The organism is Gordonia sp. C13, from assembly GCF_023218005.1.
In the GTDB taxonomy this organism is placed as follows: Bacteria; Actinomycetota; Actinomycetes; order Mycobacteriales; family Mycobacteriaceae; genus Gordonia; species Gordonia namibiensis.
The window spans coordinates 43,831-63,711 of sequence record NZ_JALPSY010000031.1 but is presented as its reverse complement, the minus strand read 5'-3'; the positions used below and the strand labels follow the sequence as shown (position 1 = coordinate 63,711).

General features: G+C 66.6%; 19 protein-coding genes. 4 read left to right on the top strand and 15 right to left on the bottom strand.

Annotated features, from left to right (window positions below):
- Positions 1–34 precede the first annotated feature (34 nt).
- Positions 35–1,297: an HNH endonuclease gene (locus tag M1L58_RS20170; protein ID WP_248660251.1), complete on the bottom strand. Its 1,263-nt coding sequence runs from the start codon at positions 1,295–1,297 to the stop codon at positions 35–37.
- Positions 1,298–1,702: 405 nt separating this feature from the next.
- On the opposite strand from M1L58_RS20170, the gene M1L58_RS20165 reads away from it, so the two are divergent.
- From M1L58_RS20165 to M1L58_RS20155, 3 genes are all read left to right on the top strand, one after another.
- On the top strand, positions 1,703–2,143 hold the full coding sequence (locus tag M1L58_RS20165) for a globin domain-containing protein (RefSeq protein WP_248660244.1): 441 nt from the start codon (positions 1,703–1,705) through the stop codon (positions 2,141–2,143).
- Between the two features lie 92 nt (positions 2,144–2,235).
- Positions 2,236–3,513 carry a glycosyltransferase 87 family protein gene (locus M1L58_RS20160; RefSeq protein ID WP_248660243.1) on the top strand — a complete coding sequence of 426 codons (1,278 nt, stop codon included), beginning with the start codon at positions 2,236–2,238 and terminating at the stop codon, positions 3,511–3,513.
- Positions 3,514–3,613: 100 nt separating this feature from the next.
- Entirely contained in the window at positions 3,614–5,029 is a 1,416-nt protein-coding gene (locus tag M1L58_RS20155) for a cytochrome P450 (RefSeq protein WP_248660242.1), read from the top strand.
- Between the two features lie 821 nt (positions 5,030–5,850).
- On the opposite strand, the gene M1L58_RS20150 is transcribed toward M1L58_RS20155, so the two are convergent.
- The 13 genes from M1L58_RS20150 to M1L58_RS20090 all read right to left on the bottom strand — a co-directional run bounded on the left by M1L58_RS20150 (position 5,851) and on the right by M1L58_RS20090 (position 17,449).
- Entirely contained in the window at positions 5,851–6,450 is a 600-nt protein-coding gene (locus M1L58_RS20150; protein WP_232715416.1) for an FKBP-type peptidyl-prolyl cis-trans isomerase, read from the bottom strand.
- A gap of 35 nt (positions 6,451–6,485) precedes the next feature.
- A complete protein-coding gene (locus M1L58_RS20145; RefSeq protein ID WP_248660241.1) occupies positions 6,486–6,953 on the bottom strand; it encodes an SRPBCC family protein in 468 nt (155 codons plus the stop codon).
- Positions 6,953–7,987 carry an LLM class F420-dependent oxidoreductase gene (locus M1L58_RS20140; protein WP_248660240.1) on the bottom strand — a complete coding sequence of 345 codons (1,035 nt, stop codon included), beginning with the start codon at positions 7,985–7,987 and terminating at the stop codon, positions 6,953–6,955. Before M1L58_RS20140 ends, M1L58_RS20145 begins: the two co-directional genes overlap by 1 nt.
- The gene (locus M1L58_RS20135) at positions 7,987–8,397 is read right to left on the bottom strand and encodes a nuclear transport factor 2 family protein (protein ID WP_248660239.1); all 411 of its coding nucleotides are present in this window, start codon (positions 8,395–8,397) and stop codon (positions 7,987–7,989) included. Before M1L58_RS20135 ends, M1L58_RS20140 begins: the two co-directional genes overlap by 1 nt.
- Complete coding sequence (locus M1L58_RS20130; RefSeq protein WP_248660238.1) at positions 8,363–9,376, bottom strand: DMT family transporter; 1,014 nt, start codon at positions 9,374–9,376, stop codon at positions 8,363–8,365. The genes M1L58_RS20135 and M1L58_RS20130 overlap by 35 nt, the downstream gene beginning before the upstream one ends.
- Positions 9,373–10,527 carry an MSMEG_0565 family glycosyltransferase gene (locus M1L58_RS20125; protein WP_248660237.1) on the bottom strand — a complete coding sequence of 385 codons (1,155 nt, stop codon included), beginning with the start codon at positions 10,525–10,527 and terminating at the stop codon, positions 9,373–9,375. The genes M1L58_RS20130 and M1L58_RS20125 overlap by 4 nt, the downstream gene beginning before the upstream one ends.
- Entirely contained in the window at positions 10,524–11,387 is an 864-nt protein-coding gene (locus M1L58_RS20120) for a carbon-nitrogen hydrolase family protein (RefSeq protein ID WP_248660236.1), read from the bottom strand. The genes M1L58_RS20125 and M1L58_RS20120 overlap by 4 nt, the downstream gene beginning before the upstream one ends.
- 52 nt (positions 11,388–11,439) lie before the next feature.
- Positions 11,440–13,014: an MSMEG_0567/sll0787 family protein gene (locus M1L58_RS20115; protein ID WP_248660235.1), complete on the bottom strand. Its 1,575-nt coding sequence runs from the start codon at positions 13,012–13,014 to the stop codon at positions 11,440–11,442.
- 1 nt (position 13,015) lies between these two features.
- A complete protein-coding gene (locus M1L58_RS20110; protein WP_248660234.1) occupies positions 13,016–14,071 on the bottom strand; it encodes an MSMEG_0568 family radical SAM protein in 1,056 nt (351 codons plus the stop codon).
- Between the two features lie 282 nt (positions 14,072–14,353).
- On the bottom strand, positions 14,354–15,640 hold the full coding sequence (locus M1L58_RS20105; RefSeq protein WP_248660233.1) for an MSMEG_0569 family flavin-dependent oxidoreductase: 1,287 nt from the start codon (positions 15,638–15,640) through the stop codon (positions 14,354–14,356).
- Complete coding sequence (locus M1L58_RS20100; protein WP_248660232.1) at positions 15,637–15,993, bottom strand: MSMEG_0570 family nitrogen starvation response protein; 357 nt, start codon at positions 15,991–15,993, stop codon at positions 15,637–15,639. Before M1L58_RS20100 ends, M1L58_RS20105 begins: the two co-directional genes overlap by 4 nt.
- Positions 15,986–16,885 (bottom strand): carbon-nitrogen hydrolase family protein, encoded by a 900-nt coding sequence (locus M1L58_RS20095; protein ID WP_248660231.1) that lies wholly within the window; start codon positions 16,883–16,885, stop codon positions 15,986–15,988. The genes M1L58_RS20100 and M1L58_RS20095 overlap by 8 nt, the downstream gene beginning before the upstream one ends.
- A gap of 39 nt (positions 16,886–16,924) precedes the next feature.
- Positions 16,925–17,449, bottom strand: coding sequence for an MSMEG_0572/Sll0783 family nitrogen starvation response protein (locus M1L58_RS20090; RefSeq protein ID WP_005195025.1), 525 nt, complete (start codon positions 17,447–17,449; stop codon positions 16,925–16,927).
- Between the two features lie 540 nt (positions 17,450–17,989).
- Between M1L58_RS20090 and M1L58_RS20085 the strand changes: the two genes are divergently transcribed.
- Positions 17,990–18,676: a ZIP family metal transporter gene (locus tag M1L58_RS20085; RefSeq protein ID WP_248660230.1), complete on the top strand. Its 687-nt coding sequence runs from the start codon at positions 17,990–17,992 to the stop codon at positions 18,674–18,676.
- Positions 18,677–18,679: 3 nt separating this feature from the next.
- Here the strand turns inward: M1L58_RS20085 and M1L58_RS20080 are convergent, their stop codons facing one another.
- The gene (locus M1L58_RS20080; protein ID WP_248660229.1) at positions 18,680–19,795 is read right to left on the bottom strand and encodes an alpha/beta hydrolase; all 1,116 of its coding nucleotides are present in this window, start codon (positions 19,793–19,795) and stop codon (positions 18,680–18,682) included.
- Positions 19,796–19,881: the final 86 nt, after the last annotated feature.

Here is a 19,881-nt window from a genome sequence, read left to right as displayed (position 1 = left end):
GTCGGGTGCGGAAGGTGCTATGCGAAAGCTGTTGTCATGCGGCGTCGTCGAGGCGCATGGTGCGGCGGTTGTAGGCAGGGCGGGGTCGGCGCTGCGGATCGATCTCGACGGGCGGCACGAGCCACGGATGCCGATCGAATCCCATGACGACGTCCCACCCGTGGTGATGAACCTGGGTATGGCAGCGCTGACACAACAGGCAACCGTTGTCGAGGTCGGTGGCCCCGCCATCGCTCCAGTGCTGGACGTGGTGCACCTGCGTATGGGAAGGCGGTGCACCGCATTTGATGCAGAACTCGTCGCGGACGATGATCGCCCTTCTCAGATGGGCCGGGAACAGGCGCTGCTCGCGGCCCATCTGTAGTGGCACGGTCTCGGCGTCGATGACGATCTCGGAAACGGAGCCGTCGCAGGCCAGCTGTCTCGCGGTTGCGTGGGTGACCGTTCCTGTCCACGGCAGCGCCGCGGGATCTTCGCCGTGAGCAGGAACTGTCAGCACGATCTGGGTGCGGGGCGCGCCGGCGCTGTCGATAGACGCACCGAGAGCTGCTTGGTCGAGGAGTAGCTCGAGAGCATCGGCCCGACGCTGCTCCGCCGATCGTCGATCGTCCGCTCCATCCGGCTCCGGCCGAGGAGCCGCGCGCTCATCGATCATCGCTGCGAACTTCTCACCGATCACCTGGGTGACATTGGCGCGAATGTCGATCCGAGAGTCGTCCGTCACGCTGTGATGAAGCGTGTTCAACGATCGATCGTCGGATGCCAGAACGCCCGTGTCCACGGGCTCGGCGACTTCGTTGCCGATCCGTCGGGCGCAGGTCTGGACCTCGGCGGGCGTCGCTCCCGACAGAGCCTGACTGATGAGCTGGGACTCGAATCCGGCCCGGTCAGCGTCGGAGAGGCCTTCAGGGGAGCGTTTCTCGATGAGTGCGATACCGCCGACGACAGCATCGACGACCTCGACGGACAGTCGGCCTTCCGCGGCGTGACCGATCAACTGGTCCAATTGCCCCCACCCTGTCAGCACGCGCATCACCCGAGAAGCCATGGATGGCGGGAAGCCCATCTCGATCAGCAGCTTCTTCGTGGTGGATCCGGCTCTCTCAGCCACATTCAACCGATCGAGTTGCGCTGTGTAACAGAGGATCATGTGATCGACGACATTCCGCAGCAGTCGCAAGGTATCGAGTTCATCGAATGTTCTTCTCCCGGAAGGATCGTCGGGCGGCGGGCTGGTCTCGACAAGTTTGTCGAGAAGGGAAGCGAGCTCTGTCATGACTCCAATGTACCCGAACATATGTTCGACGTCGAGGTTTCTCCACAATGCTGATTTCGGTGAAAACATCGATACGACAATATCTTTCACCGACGTTAAGCGAAATGTGGTCACCAGTAAACACCAGTCACACGCGTTACGGATCTCGGTCGAAAAGTGGTGGGTTTGTCCTTCGAGTCGGCGTCGCTGTGGTCCGTGGGATCTAGTCGTTCGGGGTCGGATGAGAACGACCTCGAGGCAACTGGCGACGGCGACCGCCCCGGGTCGCCTCCGGCGGTGGCCCGGTCATCGTTCGTCTCACGCGGGGAAGCGTCGGTGAGCCCGGCACAACATCTCACACGCCCGATGGCCCGCTGTGAGATCACCGTTACCCAGCCCTTGCGGCACGACATTCCGCATGCAACGCCGCGCGCGGAGAGTCTTCGCATGGACAAACAACTGTTGGAAGAAAGCCTGACCCTCGTCGACCTACCCGATTCCGGTCTCACCGTCCGGTTCTACGACATCCTCTTCGAGCGCTATCCCGCCGTGAAGCCGATGTTCCAGCGCGACACCCGCGTTCAGGCCGAGATGCTGCGCACCGCGGTGGTTTCGGTCCTCGATCACCTCGAGGACGCGGAGTGGCTGACCACCAATCTGCACGCCCTCGGCAAGCGTCACGCGAGCCTCGGCGTCACCCGGCCGATGTACAACGCGGTCGCCGAATGCATGATCGCCGCCATGAGCGAGATCGGCGGCGAGTCGTGGACGCCGGCGATGACCGCGGCGTGGGAGGAGGCGCTGGGCGCGGTCGCCACGATCATGCTCGACGGCTATCCCGACGAAGCCACCTCGGAAACCGCCGCCGAGGAATCCGGCGCGGCCTGAGTTCCCTGCACATGAGTTCTCAGCGGGGTCACCGCCGCCCCCGCTGACGCTCCTGTCCGCCGCGATACGATCCCGCTCGGAAGAGAGGGCTCGTGACAGTTGTGGACATTCCCCGGTCGGTGATCGATCGCTATCTCCGTTCGGCCTGGGCACGAAGGCTGATGCTCGTCGTCTTCCTCGTCAGTGCGGCGGTCGCGATCTTCGTCCTCCCGAACCATCCGCCGGCGCCCTACCGCATCGACTTCGACGTCTACCGCATGGGCGGCCGCGTCTTCCTCGACGGCGGCGACCTCTACGGCATACTCCCGACGCTCGGCGGCGGCTCCTATCTGCCCTTCACCTATCCGCCACTCGCTGCGGCCCTGTTCTCCGTGTTCACGGTCGTCCCGTTGGGACTGGGGCAAGCGCTCTTCACCGCGGCAACCATTGCCTGTCTGCTGCTGGTCTGCCGGATTGTGATGGCCCACCTGACCGATCGCCCGTCGACCGACCTCTGGTGGCTCGCGACCGCCGCGACCACCGTCGGCCTATGGCTCGAACCGGTTCGCGACACCCTGAACTTCGGCCAGATCAACATCGTCCTCATGGCCCTCGTCATCGTCGACGCCCTGCTCGGTCGCGGACGCTGGTGGCGGGGCCTGCTGGTCGGTCTGGCGATCTCGATCAAGCTCACCCCGGCGGTCTTCCTACTGCTGTTCTTCCTTCGACGCGACTGGCGTGCGCTCGTCGTCGGCGCGGTGTCGGCCGTCGCCTATGCCGGCATCGGATACCTCCTGGCGGCAGACGACTCCGTCACCTACTGGACGTCCACCCTGTTCGACACCGAGCGCATCGGTAGTCCGCAATTCGCCAACAACCAGTCGGTCAAGGGCGAGGTGGCGCGCCTCGGTATCGAGTCGGAGGTCGTCTGGTTCGGCGTGGCCCTCGTTGTCGGACTGCTCATCGCGTGGTCGGCGTGGCGTTTGCTGTCCGCGTCGGAGGCGTCTGAGAACGGGCGCGACGAGACGATCGAGGTCGCCGCCGTGATGATCGTCGCCTTCGCCTGGTTGTTCTGTTCACCGGTCGCCTGGGACCACAGCTGGGTGTGGATCGTGCCGCTGCTCCTGGTGTTGATCGCGCTGGCCGCACGCGCCGGGGCGTCGAAGATCTGGTGGTGGCTGGTCGGCACCGGACTGGTCATCTTCGCCTACGCCCCGCATCAGCACGTCCCGCAGCGCTACGACGCCGAGCTGTCGTGGGCCTGGTGGCAGCACGTCGTCGGGTCGTCGTACTTGATCTGGGGACTGGTCGTGATCGTCTGCCTCGGCGTGCTCGCACCGCGCCTGGTCTCGAAGACCGGCGTCGAAACTGCGTCGTACCGGGGGAACTGAGATACCGGCGACGACTCGCCTCTTGAAACATCTGTCAAATTCCGTTCCAATGGTGCATAGTGACCTAAGGCACATTGGATCAACGGGGAGTGGCAAGGACATGGCTAGTCGGAAGAAGCAGATGCAAACCGCGCTCGGCAAGGTGAGCAGCATGTACCCGAGCAAAGAGCGTCCGCTGGCCGAGCCACCTGCTGGTTCCGGCCTCAAGCCGGTCATGGGCGATCCCGGTCTTCCGTACCTGGGCAACACTCTCCAAGCCCTCGCGGACCCGCTGCAGTCGGCGATGGACCGCTTCGAGCGGTACGGCCAGGTGTCCTGGTCGGGTGCCCTCGGCATGAACATGGTGACCCTCGTCGGCCCCGACGCCATCGAGGCCGTCTGGATGAATCGCAAGAAGGCGTTCTCCAGCGAGCTCGGCTGGGAACCGATGATCGGCCCGTTCTTCCGTCGTGGCGTCATGCTCATGGACTTCGACGAGCACATGCAGCACCGCCGCATCATGCAGCAGGCCTTCAGTCGGCCCCGCCTGAACGGCTACCTCGACATCATGACCCCGCACATCGAGAAGACCCTCGCCAACTGGGAGGTGGGCAAGGGCTTCCACATGTACTCCAACACCAAGGACCTGACGCTCTCGCTCGCCACCGAGGTCTTCATGGGTGCGCACGTGAGCGAGGCCGAGGCACACCGTCTCGAGAAGGCATTCGAGGCCGCGGTCCGCGGTGGTCAGGCCATGGTCCGCAAAGACGTCGGCAACTGGACCTGGGCACAGGGTCTCCGCGGGCGTGAGGTTCTCCAGGAGTACTTCCGCTCCGAGATCCCGCTCCGACGCGGCAGCGACGCCGACGACCTGTTCACCGTCCTCTGCAACAGCGAGAGCGAAGAGGGGGAGAGCTTCAGCGACGAGGACATCGTCAACCACATGATCTTCGTGATGATGGCCGCGCACGACACGTCCACCATCGCGCTGTCGATGTTGACCTACTTCCTCGGCCGCCATCCGGAGTGGCAGCAGCGTCTGCGGGAAGAGTCGCTCGCACTGAACAAGCCGACCATCGACTACGACGACGTCGACAAGCTCCCCAGCATGGAACTCGCCTTCAAGGAGACCCTGCGCCTCAACGCTCCTGTCGGCATGCTGTTCCGCATGGCCATCGAGGACACCGAGATCTGCGACCACTACATCCCGAAGGGCACCCTGCTGGCCATCCATCCGTGGGCGACCATGCTCCGCAAGGAATGGTGGCCGAACCCCACCCACTTCGACCCTGAACGCTTCTCGGCCGAGCGTCGCGAGGACAAGATCCACCGCTTCGCCTGGGCCCCGTTCGGCGGCGGCGCACACAAGTGCATCGGCCTGTACTTCGGTGGCATGGAAGTGAAGTCGATCCTGCACCAGATGCTGCAGCGCTTCGAGTGGACCGTCCCGGCCGGCTACAAGCCCGAACTCACCTACGGCACCGGACCCACCCCCGCCGACGGCCTGCCGATCGACATCCGGCACCGCGCACTGTAATTGCTGCTGAGAGTACGCGAGGAGCTGCGATGCCGCGCCGTGCTGCTGGTTGAGTAGGCGAGGCGCTGCGATGCCGCGCCGTGCTGCTGGTTGAGTAGGCGAGGAGCTGCGATGCCCCGTCCTGCTGCTGGTTGAGTAGGCGAGGAGCTTGCGACGCCCCGTCGTTCAGCTGGTTGAGTAGGTGAGGCGCTGCGATGCCCCGCCGTGCTGCTGGTTGAGTAGGCGAGGAGCTGCGATGCCCCGTCCTGCTGCTGGTTGAGTAGGCGAGGAGCTTGCGACGAGCCGTATCGAAACCAAGCCCACCTCCTTGAGGTGCGAGGGCGGCGCCACGACCACTTGCTCCCTGAGGTGCGAGGAGCGCTAGCGACGAGCCACGAAGGGCTGGTGACCAAACAGTCACCAGCCCTTCGTATTTCGCTGTCAAACCCTACGACGCCACCCTTCTGCTCCCCGGGGTGTGAGGAGCGTCGACACCACGGCCGCTCCCCGATATGCGTGGAGCGTTAGCGACGAGCCGTACCGAGACCACCGTTCGCATGCTCCGGACACTCCTGAGGGATCGGATATCCTTTCGTCCTCCACGTTCGCCGGCCCAACGCGAAAAATTCGTCCCTGTGAGCACCCTCCGAGGGCACATTGCCCTCGGAAGCCGCTGAGATGGACGAAATTTCACCCCGCCCGGCCCGCTGTGCGGCTCGCCCCCCGTATACCGGGGCATTCCGCACCCGCAGATCGGATGCGGTGAACGCCTCGTGCCTGACTCGGCACGAAGGGCTGGTGACCGAACGGTCACCGGCCCTTCGTGTTTCGTTGTGCAACCCCTACGAAGCCGCGAGAATCCCGATCTCGAAGATGAGGGTGTCACCCGGCTCGATGCCGGCGCTCGGCTGGCCCTGGGCGTAACCGTCGGCCGACGTCATCGCGACGCCCACCTTCGACCCGACCTTCTGCCCGGCGATCGCCTTGCTGAAGCCGGGGATCACGCCGTTGAGCGGGAAGTCGACGGGGGTGCCGCTCTGGTAGGCGCTGTCGAACTCCTCGCCGTTGCGTCCGTTGACGCCGACATAGCAGACCGTGACCGACGCGGTCTCGGCGACGACGGGTCCGTCACCCTCGACGAGGGTTTCGACGACAGTCTGGTCGACGCTGAACGGCGACTGGACGGTGATCTTCGGCGCCTCGTTCTCGGTGGCGGCGACCATCTCCATCTCGCCGGTGGCGCCCTTCAGAGTCCACTGCGGCTTGGCGCCGTCCTTGGCCGAGGCAGTGGGGCAGCTGTTCGGTGCCGAACCGGTGTCGGTGCTGCCGGCCGCGGCGGTACCGGTGGCTTCGGTTGTGCCGGAATCGGAATCGGAGTCGGAGCTACAGCCGGCCACCGCGAGGACGAGGGCCGCGCCGAGCGCGAGCGTCGCATTCTTCATGTTCACCCTGGTCACGCTACCCGAGCGAACGCGGTTCACCGAGCGCCGCTACCGCCCAGAATCCGGGCCGCCCGAGCCAGATCGGCGCGGATCGCCCGCGCCGCCGGCCATCGGTTCACCGCCAGCACCGGTACGCCGATGGCCGGCACGGTCAGCGTCCCCTCGGCGTGGACATCCGTGCCGCCGCCGGAGCGTTCCTCGAATCCCAACGTCAGCACCGCGTCGACGGACCGCCACCCACCCACCTCCCGCCACAACCGGTGCGGCTCACAGTCGGTGACCTCCAACCGCGGACTGATACCGGGTACGACGGTGACGTCGGTCCAGCTGGTGCCGACGTCACCCGCCCGGTCACCGATCACCTGCAGGTCGTCGATTCGGCGCAGACTCGACTGCCACGCAGGCCGATTGCTCGGATCGGTGAGATAGTCGAACGTGTCCGCGACGGGCGTCGGGAACGCCACGATGTCGTCGATGATGGTGAACCGGGCGGGGGTCAGCATCAGCTGATGAGTCCGGCGAGCTGGTCGATCTCCTCGATGGTGCGCGGGGAGACCAGCATCGTGGTGACACCGCACGACTCCCAGACCTTGATCTGTTCGCGCACGTAGTCGAGGTCGCCGACGATCGCCGAATCCTCGACGACAGCGTCGGGAATGATCTGCGCCGCTTCCTCTTTACGGTCCGAGCGGAACAGCTTGGTCACCTCGTCGACGACGTCGGAGTACCCCATGCGGCGGTACACCTCGGCGTGGAAGTTGGTGTCCTCACTGCCCATTCCGCCCATGTACAGCGCGAGGAACGGCTTGATGGCGGCGTAGGTCGCGGCGCGATCGTCGGTGATGACGATCTGAGCGGTCGCGATGATCTCGAAGTCCTCGCGGCTGCGTCGGGCACCCGGCTTGGCGAAACCCTCGTCGAGCCAGGCGTTGTAGGTGTCGGCCATGCGCGGCGTGTAGAACAGTGGCAGCCAGCCGTCGGCGATCTCGGCCGCGAGCGCGACGTTTTTGGGTCCCTCGGCGCCGAGCATGATCGGGATGTCGGACCGCAGCGGATGGGTGATCGGCTTGAGCGGCTTGCCGAGTCCCGACGCGCCGTCGCCGTTGTACGGCAGGGGATAGTGCTGTCCGGCGCTGGTGACCGGGGCCTCGCGCGCCCACACCTGACGCATGATGTCGATGTACTCGCGCGTGCGCCCGAGCGGCTTGGCGAATTTCTGCCCATACCAGCCTTCCACGACCTGCGGCCCGGACACACCGAGTCCCACGATGTGCCGTCCGCCGGACAGGTGATCGAGGGTCAGTGCGGCCATCGCGCAGGCGGTCGGGGTGCGTGCCGACAGCTGCAGGACCGAGGTGCCCAGCCGCACACGGCTCGTCGACGACCCGTACCAGGCCAGTGGGGTGTAGGCGTCGGATCCCCAGGCCTCGGCGGTGAAGATCGAGTCGAAGCTGGCCTGTTCGGCCGCGGTGACGAGATCGGCGTGACCGGCCGGCGGTTGTGCGGCCCAATATCCCAGTTGCAGACCGAGTTTCATCAGTTGGCTCCGTCCGTGGTCTCGGCAGCTGCTTCGGCTGCGATCTGATCGAACTGTGCGCCCATCGCCTCGGCGAGGGCCTGCGCGCCCGAGAGCGGCCGGACCATCACCATGAAGTCGTCGATCTTGCCGTCGTCGTTGACGTGGATGAAGTCGCATCCGGTGACGGCCTTGCCGTTGACGTTGGCCTCGAAGATGAGCGCCGAGTCCCGGCCGCCCTCGTCGTTGATCTCGCGCACGTAGCGGAAGTCGGTGAACACGCGCAGCACGCCCCGCAGGATCGCCGAGGTGATCGCCTTGCCCGGGTACGGCTTGAACGCGACCGGGCTGGTGAACACGACGTCGTCGGCGAGCAGATCCTGCATCGCCTGCGCGTCACGTGCCTCGACGGCCTCTCGGAACTGCTTCATGCATGTCCTCCTCATCCACGGCAGGGGCGCCGTTGTGCGAACTTCTCCGCTCGACGCTAACCGATCTCCGACGCCGCGCGGGAGCCATCAACACGACGAGCGCCACCGCCAGCACGCCGATGCCCACCCATCCGACCGCGGTGATCGTTTCGGACAGTACGACGACCGCCAGAACAGTCGCGACCGCCGGTTCGATGAGGGTGATGGTGGTGGCGGTCGAACTGTCGATCCGTCCCAGCCCGCGGCTGAACAACACGTAGCCGAGGAACTGCGGCACGACGATCAGATACGCGAGGACGTACAGACCTTCCGGATGCTCGATCACCGAGGGCACACACACCGCGACCACGGGCAGCAACAACACCCCGCCCAGTCCCATGACGCCACCGGCCGACGCGCCGCGGGGCAGTCCCTGGTTCATCAGGCGTCGCATCGCCCACGAGAAACCCGCATAGGTCGCCCCCGCTCCCAGACCGAGCGCGACACCCCAGGCCGACGCGGTGCTGCCGGAGACGGAGTCCCCGTGCGACGACTCGCTCCGCGACAACGCCAGCGCGACACTGCCGGCGATACCCAACGCACACGCGACACACCACCGCGTCGTCAACGCCCGCCCCTCCGCGACCCGTTCGATGACCGCCGAGAACAGCGGCGCCGACGCCAGCGACACCACGGTGCCCAGCGCAACGCCGCCGATGCGCATCGAGCCGTAGAAGCACAGCGGGTAGACCATCACGCACACCCCGCCGGCCAGCGCCGTCGGCCATCGCTTCATCAACGACGGCCACGCGGCGCGCACCGCCCGCGCGTTGATCGCACCCTGCAGCAACCCGCCGCCGGACATCGCGATAGCACCGATCGTCACCGCACTGAGTACCGGCGCCAGCGCAGCGGCGGTTCCCGACGTGCCCCACAGAAACGCCGTGAGCGTCACCGCAAGGATTCCGGCGCGTTCGGCGGCGCGCGGGTGTTCGCTCATCTCGACGTGTCGACGTGTGTAGGCAACGGGTCGCGCGGCATCGGGTGACGGGCATAGAACTCGAGGTGACGACGTGCGGCGTCCTCCCATGTCAACGACGCCGCCAGCGACCGGCCGGCCTCGACGCGCGCCGGGTCCGGCGTGAGCGCGTCCGCCAGCGCTTCGGCGAGTTCGGGGACCGTCGACGCGTAGGCGACTGTGTCGCCGAACACCTCACGGAGGATGGGCAACTCGCGCGTCACGACCGGTCGACCCGCGGACAGCGCCTCCATCGCGGCCAGCCCGAACCCTTCCTTCACCGACGCGAACGCGAACACCCGACTGGCCGCGACCAGCGACGGCAGCTCGTCGTCCGGCACGTTGCCGAGCACGATCGGCTCGACGTCGAGTTCGGCACGGCGACGGTCGAACTCGGCGCGGTAGTCCCGATAGTCGAACAGCGTCTCCCCGCCCGCGAAGACCAGCGACAACTCCGGATGCCGCTCCCGCAGCAGGGCGTACGCATTCAGCAGGTCGATGCTGCCCTTCCGAGGTTCGATCCCGCCGACGGCCAGCACGTACTCGCCGAGCTTGCCGGTCCACCGATCACGCGCCTCGACAGCTTCCGGCATATCCGACGCGGCGTCGGCGAACCGTTGATACGCAACACCATTCGGGATCACGTCAGGTTCGAACCCCCAGCCCTGATGCACCTCGTCGGCGACCGCCCGCGACACACAGATTCGCGCATACGGATTCACGACGGCCTTCTCGTGGCATTCGACGAGGATCGGCGTCGTGAACTGGTCCAGGTGGTGGATCGTGCGAATGCACGTGCCGACGGCGTTGGCGCTGATGCAGTCCTGGGCATGGACGATGTCATAGGCGCTTGGGTCGAAGGCGTCGCGCAGGGTCTCGATGGATCGCACGATGCGGTCGGTGATCGTCTCGTTCTCGCGATCGGAGAACGGCACGAGCCGCAGCGTCACCGCCGGGTCGACCTCGCGGAAGAACCCGTCGTCACCGCCACGCGCCAGCGACCAGACCGTCACGTCGACGCCGAGTCGCGCCATCGCCTCGGCGAGGTTCAGCGTGTGGACCACGCCGCCACGCGGCTTCGTCGAGTAGGTCAGCAGCGCGACGCGCGGTGAGGGGGAGTCCACACCGGTCATGATAGGTCCGCAGCGGTCCCGGGCTGAGGGCTCGCGCTTCGATAGGAGTCGGGTCGCAGTTCGGCGAGATGGCTCAGCACGCGGCGGGCGCGGTCGATCTCCGCGTCGACGTCGACCGTCACGCTGGCCAGCCCACCCTTTGACCGCGTGGTGGCCAGGATGTCGCCGCCCGGTCCGACGACCTTGGCCTGCCCGAGGAACCGCAGCGATCCCATCACGCCGGTCTGGTTCGACGACACGACGAACACCTGATTCTCGGCCGCGCGGGCGCAGTCGTACAGGTCGAAGAGCCGCGACTGCCGATCGGCGGGGAGCCGGGCGGCACGATCGGTCACGCTTGCCGGCCACGCCGACGGTGCAGCGATGATCCGCGCACCGTCGAGGGCGAGGGTCCGGGCCGACTCCGGGAACGTCTTGTCGTAGTCGATAAGCATGCCGATCCGGCCGACCGGGGTGTCAAAGGACCGGAACTCGTCACCGGCCGCGTAGGCCAGCGACTCACCCGCGGGCTGGTGGACCTTGCGGTGCGTCCCGAGAATCCCGTCCCCGGAAATGCAGACCGCGGTGTTGAAACGCTTGTCGCCATCGGCCTCGGTGTAACCGATGCAGACCGTCGTGTCGCCCGCGGCGGCGATCAGCGCAGCCAGCTCGGGACCGTTCGGATCCAGGGCTGGCGGCAGCTCGTCGGGGTCGGGGTTCTGCAGATCGCCCAGATAGCCGCCGAGCGTCGCGTCCGGAAAAACGAGCAGGTCGACGCCATCTCGCGCGGCCGCCTCGACGATGCCGACGGCCTTGGACACGCCGCGCTCCACGTCGCGGCCGAAGTGCGCGGCGAGAGCACCGAGGGTGACAGTGCTCATGGTCGAACAGTACCGGCCGGGAACTGACGAGAAGCGTGAAGCCGGGGTCCGATCACGCGGCCCCCAGCCCGGTGACCGTGGAGGCCACCACGACGGTCACCGCACCGTCGGGCCACCGCAGTCGCACACCGGGTTCCGAGGTGAGACGCCCACAGTCCGCGACCGTGAGAGCGTCCGGCGCAGGCACATCGGCACGACGACCCGGCCGGTCCGTACTGAGCATCGCGTACCCGGGGAAGCACGTCAGCCACGCACCCATCGACGCGTCGTCCGGGCGCGGCACGGCGGTCACGTCGAGTTCGGCGCCGGTGCCCGACGCCTCGGCGAGCATGCCCAGGGTCCCGGCGATCCCCGCCATGCTCACATCCTTCGCCGACGCCGGTCCGACCTTCGCGAGATGACCTGCCATCGCACACAATTCGTCGCTGCTGCGTGAGCTCGTGGAGTCCCATTGCCGGTCGTGATAGCCCGGTCGCCACGACCCGCCGAGGTCTGCGTGTAGCGTCACGGTGTCGCCGACCGCGCCGCCACCGGCCCGCAGCGGACTGCCCGTGGTCCCCAACGCTGTCACCGACAGCGCCGACGGCACGCCGACCTGAGTGTGACCGCCGAGAACCGGTGTCTGCCAGGCTCGTGCGGCTGCGGAGATCCCGCGGATGATGCGGGTCAGATGCGAGGTCGTGGGGGCGCCGACCGCGTCGAGCAGCCCGATCGGTCTCGCACCCATCGCGGACAGGTCGTTGATGTTGACGAGCACCGAACACCACCCGGCCCATTCCGGATCACGTTCGATCATCGACGGGATGATGGCATCGCACGCCGCGATCACATCGGTGCCGGGTAGCGGCACGCCGTCGTCACCGCGGAATCCGGCTGCCCCGAGGCCGCCATCCTGGTCGGCAAACGGTGCAAGTGCCTCCGCGAGGACTGCTTTGGTGCCGTCGACGGTCCGCTGGATCCTATGGATGGGCCACCGCATCTCCCGGTGCGCCTGACCCGCGATCACCGGACCGGCCCCGCAGTCATCCCAGCCGAGCCGCCGGAACATCTTCGCGTAGCGGTCCTGCACCGTCGCGTCGAAACGTAACGCGCCCTGCTGTTCGATGTGCGCACACGCGGCGCGCACGAGCGCTGGACCGATACCGGCCGCGTGCCCGGGATCGGCGACCACGAGCCGGCTACCGAACCACCAGCCGATGTCCTCGGTGTCCGACGATCCGTCCCAGCGCACGGGCGCCACCCGCACACCGCCGGCAATCGTGCCGTCCGGCAACGTCGCGACGAGGACCACCGTGCGCGGATCGTCGTCCGTGTCATCGAGATCGGTACGGTCGAAAAGCTCCTGTTGCTCGACGAATTCGTGGTGGCGCATCGCCCGGTAAGTCGCGTGTTCGGAGGCGGTGTCGGCGACCGTGATCAGGAAGTCCGGCCGCGCGACGACACGACGGCGACCGGCAAGGATCGACAGCTCAACCGGCCGCTGCTCCGTGAGTAGCCCCGGAGCCTGCGGTGTGGTGTGCGGTTTCTGTTCCTTGAGTAGCCCCGGAGCTTGCGGTGCGGTGTGCGGCTTCTGTTCCTTGAGTAGCCCCGGAGCTTGCGGAGGGGCGTATCGAAAGGACTCCACCATCTCAGCCACCCACCGTCGGCAGAATGCTGCATGCTCCGCAGGCCGCGCATCCGGCCCGCTGGTCGGCGCCGGTCATGCCGATCAGGGTGAGATGGCTGGCGACTTCGCGGCTGATCTTCTCCACGATCGCCGGGTCCGGTGCCGACGCATTGTCGACGTCAACCGCGAGCGTCCCCGCATGAGGACGGAACGGCACGATGAACGGGTAGACACCCATGTCGGCGAGTTCCTTGGCACCGGCGATCATCTCGTCGGTGTCCTCGCCGAGTCCGACGAGCAGATACGTCGACACCTGATTCCGTCCGAACACGCGCACGGCTTCGGCCCAGGCGGCGCGATACTCGTCCATCGACACCGATGACTTGCCGGGCATCCACCGCCGCCGCACGTTGTCGTCGAGGGATTCGACGTGGATGCCGATCGCGTCGGCACCGGCCTCGCGTAGTTCGGTCAGGACGGCGAGGTCGGCGGGCGGTTCGCACTGGACCTGGATCGGCAGGTGGGGGACCGCGGCCTTGATTGCGCGGACACACCGCGCGAGGTGCCGGGCCCCGCGGTCGCGGCCATTGGTGGTGCCGGTGGTCATCACCATCTGGGTGATGCCGTCGAGTTCGACTGCGGCACGCGCGACCTCGGCCAGTTGCTCCGGCTTCTTCACCGCGATCGTCGACCCCGACCGCAGCGACTCCTCGATGGAACAGAACCGGCATCGCTCCGACTCGTCGTACCGGATGCACGTCTGGACCACCGTCGTCGCCAGGACGTTGCGTCCGTGCAACCGTGCGATCTTCTCGTAGCTGACGCCGTCGGCGGTCTGCAGGTCGTAGAACCGGGGACGTCCGATCGTCTCGACCTCGATCCCGACGTCCACCCCGTCGTACAGGACGCGACCGCCGTCGAAGACGAACGGACTCTGCGGGTTCCGCGGAATCGCGGCATGCAGGCCGTCGACCATCAGGTGGCCATCGTCGCTCGGGCCGGCGCCACCGGTCCGCTGTACCGGCGGCTCGCCCCGAATCCCGAGCAGTGCCAGGTCAACTCGTGTGGATACCGTCATGGGTACTCCTGATTTGTGTTGCCGTAATGGTCTCTGATATCACTGCGCTGCCCCTGCCCCTGCCCCTGCCCCTGCCCCTGCTCCCTGAGGTGCGAGGAGCGCAAGCGACGAGCCACGAAGGGCTGGCGACCCGCGCTCCGAGCTGCCCCTGCTCCCTGAGGTGCGAGGAGCGCCAGCGACGAGCCGTTCCTGCTCCCTGAGGTGCGAGGAGCGCCAGCGACGAGCCACGAAGGGCCGGCGACCGCCACTCCAAAACCCGACCACCCCACCTCAATCACGCACCTACTGCGCCGCCGCCAGCCGCGGTCGGCCCTGATCCAGAGCACCCACGATGTGCTCCGCCACGTACCGTGCATCCCGGTCGATCCCGAGGAACCGTCCGGATCCCCAGGTGTGCATCCACGGCAGCCCGACGAAGCTCAGTCCGGGCACCTCGGTGATGCCGCGCGTCTGCATCGGTCGTCCACCGCCGTCGAAGGCGCTGGCCTCGATCCACCGGTAGTCGGGTCGATACCCGATGGCCCAGATGATCGACGTGACGCCGGCGGCGGCGAGGTCCAGTTCCGCAGGGTCGACGTCCGGAGCCCAGACCGGCTCGTACCGAGAGGGTTCCGGTGCTTCGATTCCCAGCGACTCGATGTGCCGGTCGATGTCGCCGCAGATAGAGTTGTAGGTCGCGTCTGCCTTGTCCAGGGCGTCGGTGAGCGTCGGCGCGAACCGTAGCGTCGAGTCCTTGCCGTCGGTGAGCATGCCGTAGAGCCGCATGCCCTCGAGGGCGAAGCGTCGTAGGTCGATGTCCCGGCCACCATCGCGGCCGGTGACGTAGTGATTGGTCTTTTCCTGCGCGGCACGACCACCCGGATACTCCTGCGTCGGAGTGTCGTACAGCCCCATGTCCGACAACCACGTCATGCAATCCCGGCCCCGGTAGAACCGCGCCACCCGCGGTGCATTGCCGACCGCTAGATGTACCTGCCGCCCGGCGAGATGCAGATCCTCGGCGATCTGCGTCCCCGACTGTCCCGATCCGACGACGAGCACCCCACCCTCGGGCAGCTGCTCCGGATTGAAGTACTGCTCCGAGTGGATCTGATGCACCGCCGGATCGAGCGCCGACGCGAACGCCGGGATCACCGGCAGCGGATACCCGCCGGTCGCGATGATCGCCTGGTCGCACGTCACCGTGCGGACGCCGTCCGGACCGTCGAGGGTCACCTCGAACCGGTCGGCGTTCAACCGCTGCAGGCGGGTCACCCGTGTGTGTTCGACGAGCGGTGCGTCGAAGCTCTGCAACCACCCGTGCAGCCACTCCACGACCTCGTCACGCGTCATGAACCCGTCCGGATCGGGGCCGTCGTAGGCGTATCCAGGTAATCGGCAGTGCCAGTTGGGGGTCACCAGAGTGAAGTTGTCCCAACGCTTGTCGGCCCAGGCATGAACTGCGGTCTCGGCTTCTACGACGACATGTTCGACGCCGGCCTGCCCGAGATACCAGCTGACCGAGAGTCCGGCCTGTCCGCCACCGATGACGACGACCGGTATGTGTGTCGGGGATTTGATTGCGCTCATGAGTCCTTCTCTCCGCTGGTTGAGCCGGGATGGAGCGAAGCGACGACCGGCGTCGAATCCGTGGACGCGGGCAGTGGCGGGTACATCGACACGACCTCGACCTGCGCGGAATCCGAATGTCGTGCAGCGTCGCTGACGATCGCCTCGGCGGACGCCGCCGCCGAGGTACAAGCGAACCCGTACTTGGCCCGCACTCGTGAGCTGGCTTCCTCGAGCGCGGTGGTCGCTCGCGATCGGAAGTCCTCGACGCTGTACGCCCCCGGCGCGAGATGATCGTGCAGGACGAGGCTGGGGGAGTAGTACTGGCGGAACAGCCCGTCGGGCCACCGCACCTGGACGGTCATCTCAGGCATGAGCGAGGTCCCGCCAGGCGAGGTCGTCGGCATTTTCCGGTTCGGTGAGCAGCCCGTACTTCTCTGGTCGCCGGTCCCGCAGGTGGAACATCCCGGCGCGCATCGCGGTGAAGCTCTCGCAGATGTCCACCTCGGCGACCGCGAGACCGCTGCCGAGAAGCGTGGTGTCGAGGATGTTGCCGCCCGGGTCGACGATCTTCGCGTTGCCCACATACCGCAACGACCCGAACGTCCCGCTCTGGTTCGACGCCACCCAGAACACCTGGTTCTCCAGGGCGCGAGCGGCGTCGAAGAGGTTGAACCGGTAGGTCCACCGGTCCTCTTGGAGGTTCTCGGCGGTGGCGGTGCGTGCGGCCGGCCAGGCCGACAGGCTGGCGATGATCTCGGCACCCTTGAGAGCCATGATGCGGGCGGCCTCGGGAAACGCCTTGTCGTAACAGATTTGGAGTCCGACACGTCCGATCGGGGTGTCGAAGACGCCGTATCCCTCGCCCGACGAATACGACATGTTCTCGCCGAGCGGCTGGTGGACCTTCCGGTAACTGCCGTAGATCCGGTGGCCGTCGAGAACGGCGGCCGCGTTGTAGCGGGTCTCGCCGTCCTCGCCGAGTTCGCAGAACCCGATCGCCACCACCAGATCTCCGACGATGGACTGCACCCGCGCGATTTCGGGTCCATCGAGGGAGATCGCCGGTGGCAGCGACCGTGCACTGTTCTTACGGGTGTCGCCGTGGTTGCCCAGCGACGACAGGTATCCGCCGATCGCTGCCTCCGGGAAGACCAGGAAGTCGACGCCGCGGGCCCGCGCCTCGACGACGTACTGTTCGATTGTCGCGTAGTTCTGTTCGAGATCGCGGGTGAAGTTCGCCGCGACGGATCCGATGGTGGTCATAGGATGTCCCAGGGTCGGTGATGCGGAAAGTGTTGCGACTCAGACCATGTAGGTCGAGTTGATGATCGCGCCCTTGCGGGCGTAGTGGATGATCGCGTCCTGGACGTCGAGCGGGTGCGCCGGGATGACGCCCTCGATCAGGTCTTCCTCGCGGCCGCCATGCAGCGCGAGACCGAAGCGGCAGCAGAACACGGTGCCACCCTCGGAGATGAAGGTCTCGAGCGCGTTGTTGATGTTCTGCTCACCGGGGAAACCGGAGTCGCCTGTCGTCGGAAAACCCCGCGTGGCAAGGCAATTGATGGCACCGGGACCGTAGAAGTACATCGCCGATTCGAAGCCCTTGCGCAGGGCGCGGGTCGCCTGCAGCACCGCGACGAACGACACCGACGACTCATGCGCGATGCCGTGCACCAGGGTGAAGTACGTTTCGCCGTCCTCGGCCTGGTAGTCCGGGAAGATCTTGGTGCCGCCGTAGATGTTGGACCCCTTGGGAAGTGAGGGATGCGGGATCTCCGCCAGCGACGCGGCGATGTTCTCGGTGATGGTTTCGTCGAAAGAGGGCACAAGGACTCCTGGATGGCGAGACGACGGCGCCTGGCGGCTCGGCGTGTGAGACGAATGCGGATCGGGCATCATTGCCCAAGAGCGGTGGATCGGAAGATTTCGATCTCATCGAGTAGCTGATCGCTACGAGAACCAGTTCACCCCTCGACGATTACCGGGTGGTTACCGCTGGAATAAATGGATGGCCGGTCTGCGTAACACGACGCTCGGGCGCTGGCGGACCGTCAACCGCTCGTCAGGACAGCGGGATGGTCCGGGAACTAAAATGTCCGACGAACCGGTCGGGTCGGGGGTCTGACCGGTTCATCGGACGTAAGTCAGCATATCGTCTGTGTCTCCGCAGGTCGAGCCAGGGATCGGCAATTCTGTGACCTGTTTCTCACGGATTCCGGACGAACCCGACCTCCACGGCTCCGTAACCCGCTGTGACGTCGTCCACCTAAACGACAGCACTCGCCGTCGGCCGGTGCGTGTGGTCCTCGAGGTCATCCCCCGCGTGTCACCACCACCGCCGCGGACGACGAGGCGCAAGCTGGACTCATGCTGACCGCCATCCTCTACGGGCTCATCACCGCGATACCGATCGCGATCGGTGCCGCGATCGGTCTCCGCTGGGACCTCCCCGCACGCGTCCTGGCGACCCTGATGGCGTTCGGCGCGGGCACGATGATCGCCGCGGTCTCCACCGAACTGTTCCTGCCGGCGTTCAAGCAGGCGGGCATCGGCCTCGCCGGCGCCGCACTGTTCCTCGGTACCGCGGTGTACGTGGTCGCCGACCATGTCGTCGAGACGAAGCTAGGTTCACGAGCTATCGGCCCGGCCCTCATGCTCGGTGTCTTCCTCGACGGCGTCCCGGAGAACACCGCGTTGGGTGTATCTCTCACTGCCGGTGGGTCGCTGGTCCTGGTGGTGGCGATCGCCGTCGGCAACGTCCCCGAGGCGGTCAGCGGGGCGTCGTTGATGAGACGCGAACACGACATGTCACGGCGGTACGCGCTCGTGATGTGGGTGGCCACCGCGGCGATCCTCATCGGCGTGACCGTCGGCGGTTACGCAGTCTCCGACGCCATCTCGCCGACCGCGGTCAGCATCGTCCAGGCCTTCGCCGGCGGCGCGACGCTCGGCGTCCTCGCCAACGGCCTGATGCCCGAGGCCTACCGCGAGGGTGGCTGGTGGGTCGGCCTGGCCACTGCGGCCGGTTTCCTGCTCGCGTTCGTCCTGGGCTGAGCGTCAGTGCGTCGGCGTCGCGTCCGGATCGCTTGCGACGTGACCCTTCGCCAGGTCGTGCATCGCCCGGAAGACCCGCTTCGACGCCTCGGCCCACGGCATGAGGATGGGGAACACATGGAACATCCCGGGTTCCTCTATCGCGCGCACGGGCACCTCCGAGTCCGCGAGCCGTTCTGCGAATTCCCGTATCCCGTCCCGGAACATCTCGTCGGCGCCCCAGCAGACGAACGTCGGCGGGAACCATTCCGGATTCGGTTCGGCATTGATCACTGACACCCGTGCGTCGTTGGGCTGCACACCGTGCAGGTACGGCGTCACCGGGATGTTCCACGGCAGCACGTCGTACTGGGCGTTCTCGGTGATCGACGGATGGTCGAGGTCCAGGTCGATCTCGGGGGAGAACAACGCCAGCGCACCGGGTTTCGGCAGCCCCTGCTCGTGTAGATGCGCCACCAGTGACGCCGCGAGCCCACCGCCACCGGAATCGCCGGCGACGATGATGTGGTCCGGAGTCACGCCGCGTCCGAGGAGCGCCTGGTACACGTCAGCGGCGTCGAGAATACCTGCGGGGAAGGGGAATTCGGGTGCCATCCGGTAGTCGGCGATGAACACCTCGAAGCCGGTGATCCGCACCAGCGACGACGCGAACGCCGAGTACATGATCGGCGACGTCCCGATGTACCCGCCGCCGTGCAGATACAAGATCGTCGCACCGATCTCCTGCTTGTCCTCGTCCTCGTCGACGTAGGCGTCGGAACTCGCCTTCGCACGACACCACAGACCGGGCACGCCACCAATGGTGTCGTCGGTGAGTTCGACGCCGTCGGTCAGCTCGACGAACGGTGGCATGACGACGCGGCAGATGTCGTCGAGGATCTTCTCCATCGACCGGAACTCCTCGATCGGGAGCCCCATCGAGTAGCCCATGAACGCGCGGATCGACTGCCGGGTGACGGCCTGGCCGACGTTGTCGAGCAGCCCCGACGGCCCCGACCACGGCTTCTTGAACGGCACGCGCGCGAGTCCGCCGAGCATGCTCGACGCCAGTCCGACGACGGTCAGCGCCGTCAGGGGTCCCGACGCGGTCTCGACCTCGGGACGATCAGCCATCACCATGCCGCTCAGGGTAGCGAGGTGAGTCACCCGCGGCTGGACGCACGACCACCGGACTGGGGTCCCGGCGGGCGGACGTGGCAGACTAT

What these genes read in the sequence shown, in the direction of transcription:
- M1L58_RS20170 (WP_248660251.1), bottom strand. Translation starts at nt 1,297, where the DNA reads ATGTTCGGGTACATTGGAGTCATGACAGAGCTCGCTTCCCTTCTCGAC.
- M1L58_RS20165 (WP_248660244.1), top strand. Translation starts at nt 1,703, where the DNA reads ATGGACAAACAACTGTTGGAAGAAAGCCTGACCCTCGTCGACCTACCC.
- M1L58_RS20155 (WP_248660242.1), top strand. Translation starts at nt 3,614, where the DNA reads ATGGCTAGTCGGAAGAAGCAGATGCAAACCGCGCTCGGCAAGGTGAGC.
- M1L58_RS20150 (WP_232715416.1), bottom strand. Translation starts at nt 6,450, where the DNA reads ATGAAGAATGCGACGCTCGCGCTCGGCGCGGCCCTCGTCCTCGCGGTG.
- M1L58_RS20145 (WP_248660241.1), bottom strand. Translation starts at nt 6,953, where the DNA reads ATGCTGACCCCCGCCCGGTTCACCATCATCGACGACATCGTGGCGTTC.
- M1L58_RS20140 (WP_248660240.1), bottom strand. Translation starts at nt 7,987, where the DNA reads ATGAAACTCGGTCTGCAACTGGGATATTGGGCCGCACAACCGCCGGCC.
- M1L58_RS20135 (WP_248660239.1), bottom strand. Translation starts at nt 8,397, where the DNA reads ATGAAGCAGTTCCGAGAGGCCGTCGAGGCACGTGACGCGCAGGCGATG.
- M1L58_RS20130 (WP_248660238.1), bottom strand. Translation starts at nt 9,376, where the DNA reads ATGAGCGAACACCCGCGCGCCGCCGAACGCGCCGGAATCCTTGCGGTG.
- M1L58_RS20125 (WP_248660237.1), bottom strand. Translation starts at nt 10,527, where the DNA reads ATGACCGGTGTGGACTCCCCCTCACCGCGCGTCGCGCTGCTGACCTAC.
- M1L58_RS20120 (WP_248660236.1), bottom strand. Translation starts at nt 11,387, where the DNA reads ATGAGCACTGTCACCCTCGGTGCTCTCGCCGCGCACTTCGGCCGCGAC.
- M1L58_RS20115 (WP_248660235.1), bottom strand. Translation starts at nt 13,014, where the DNA reads ATGGTGGAGTCCTTTCGATACGCCCCTCCGCAAGCTCCGGGGCTACTC.
- M1L58_RS20110 (WP_248660234.1), bottom strand. Translation starts at nt 14,071, where the DNA reads ATGACGGTATCCACACGAGTTGACCTGGCACTGCTCGGGATTCGGGGC.
- M1L58_RS20105 (WP_248660233.1), bottom strand. Translation starts at nt 15,640, where the DNA reads ATGAGCGCAATCAAATCCCCGACACACATACCGGTCGTCGTCATCGGT.
- M1L58_RS20100 (WP_248660232.1), bottom strand. Translation starts at nt 15,993, where the DNA reads ATGCCTGAGATGACCGTCCAGGTGCGGTGGCCCGACGGGCTGTTCCGC.
- M1L58_RS20095 (WP_248660231.1), bottom strand. Translation starts at nt 16,885, where the DNA reads ATGACCACCATCGGATCCGTCGCGGCGAACTTCACCCGCGATCTCGAA.
- M1L58_RS20085 (WP_248660230.1), top strand. Translation starts at nt 17,990, where the DNA reads ATGCTGACCGCCATCCTCTACGGGCTCATCACCGCGATACCGATCGCG.
- M1L58_RS20080 (WP_248660229.1), bottom strand. Translation starts at nt 19,795, where the DNA reads ATGGTGATGGCTGATCGTCCCGAGGTCGAGACCGCGTCGGGACCCCTG.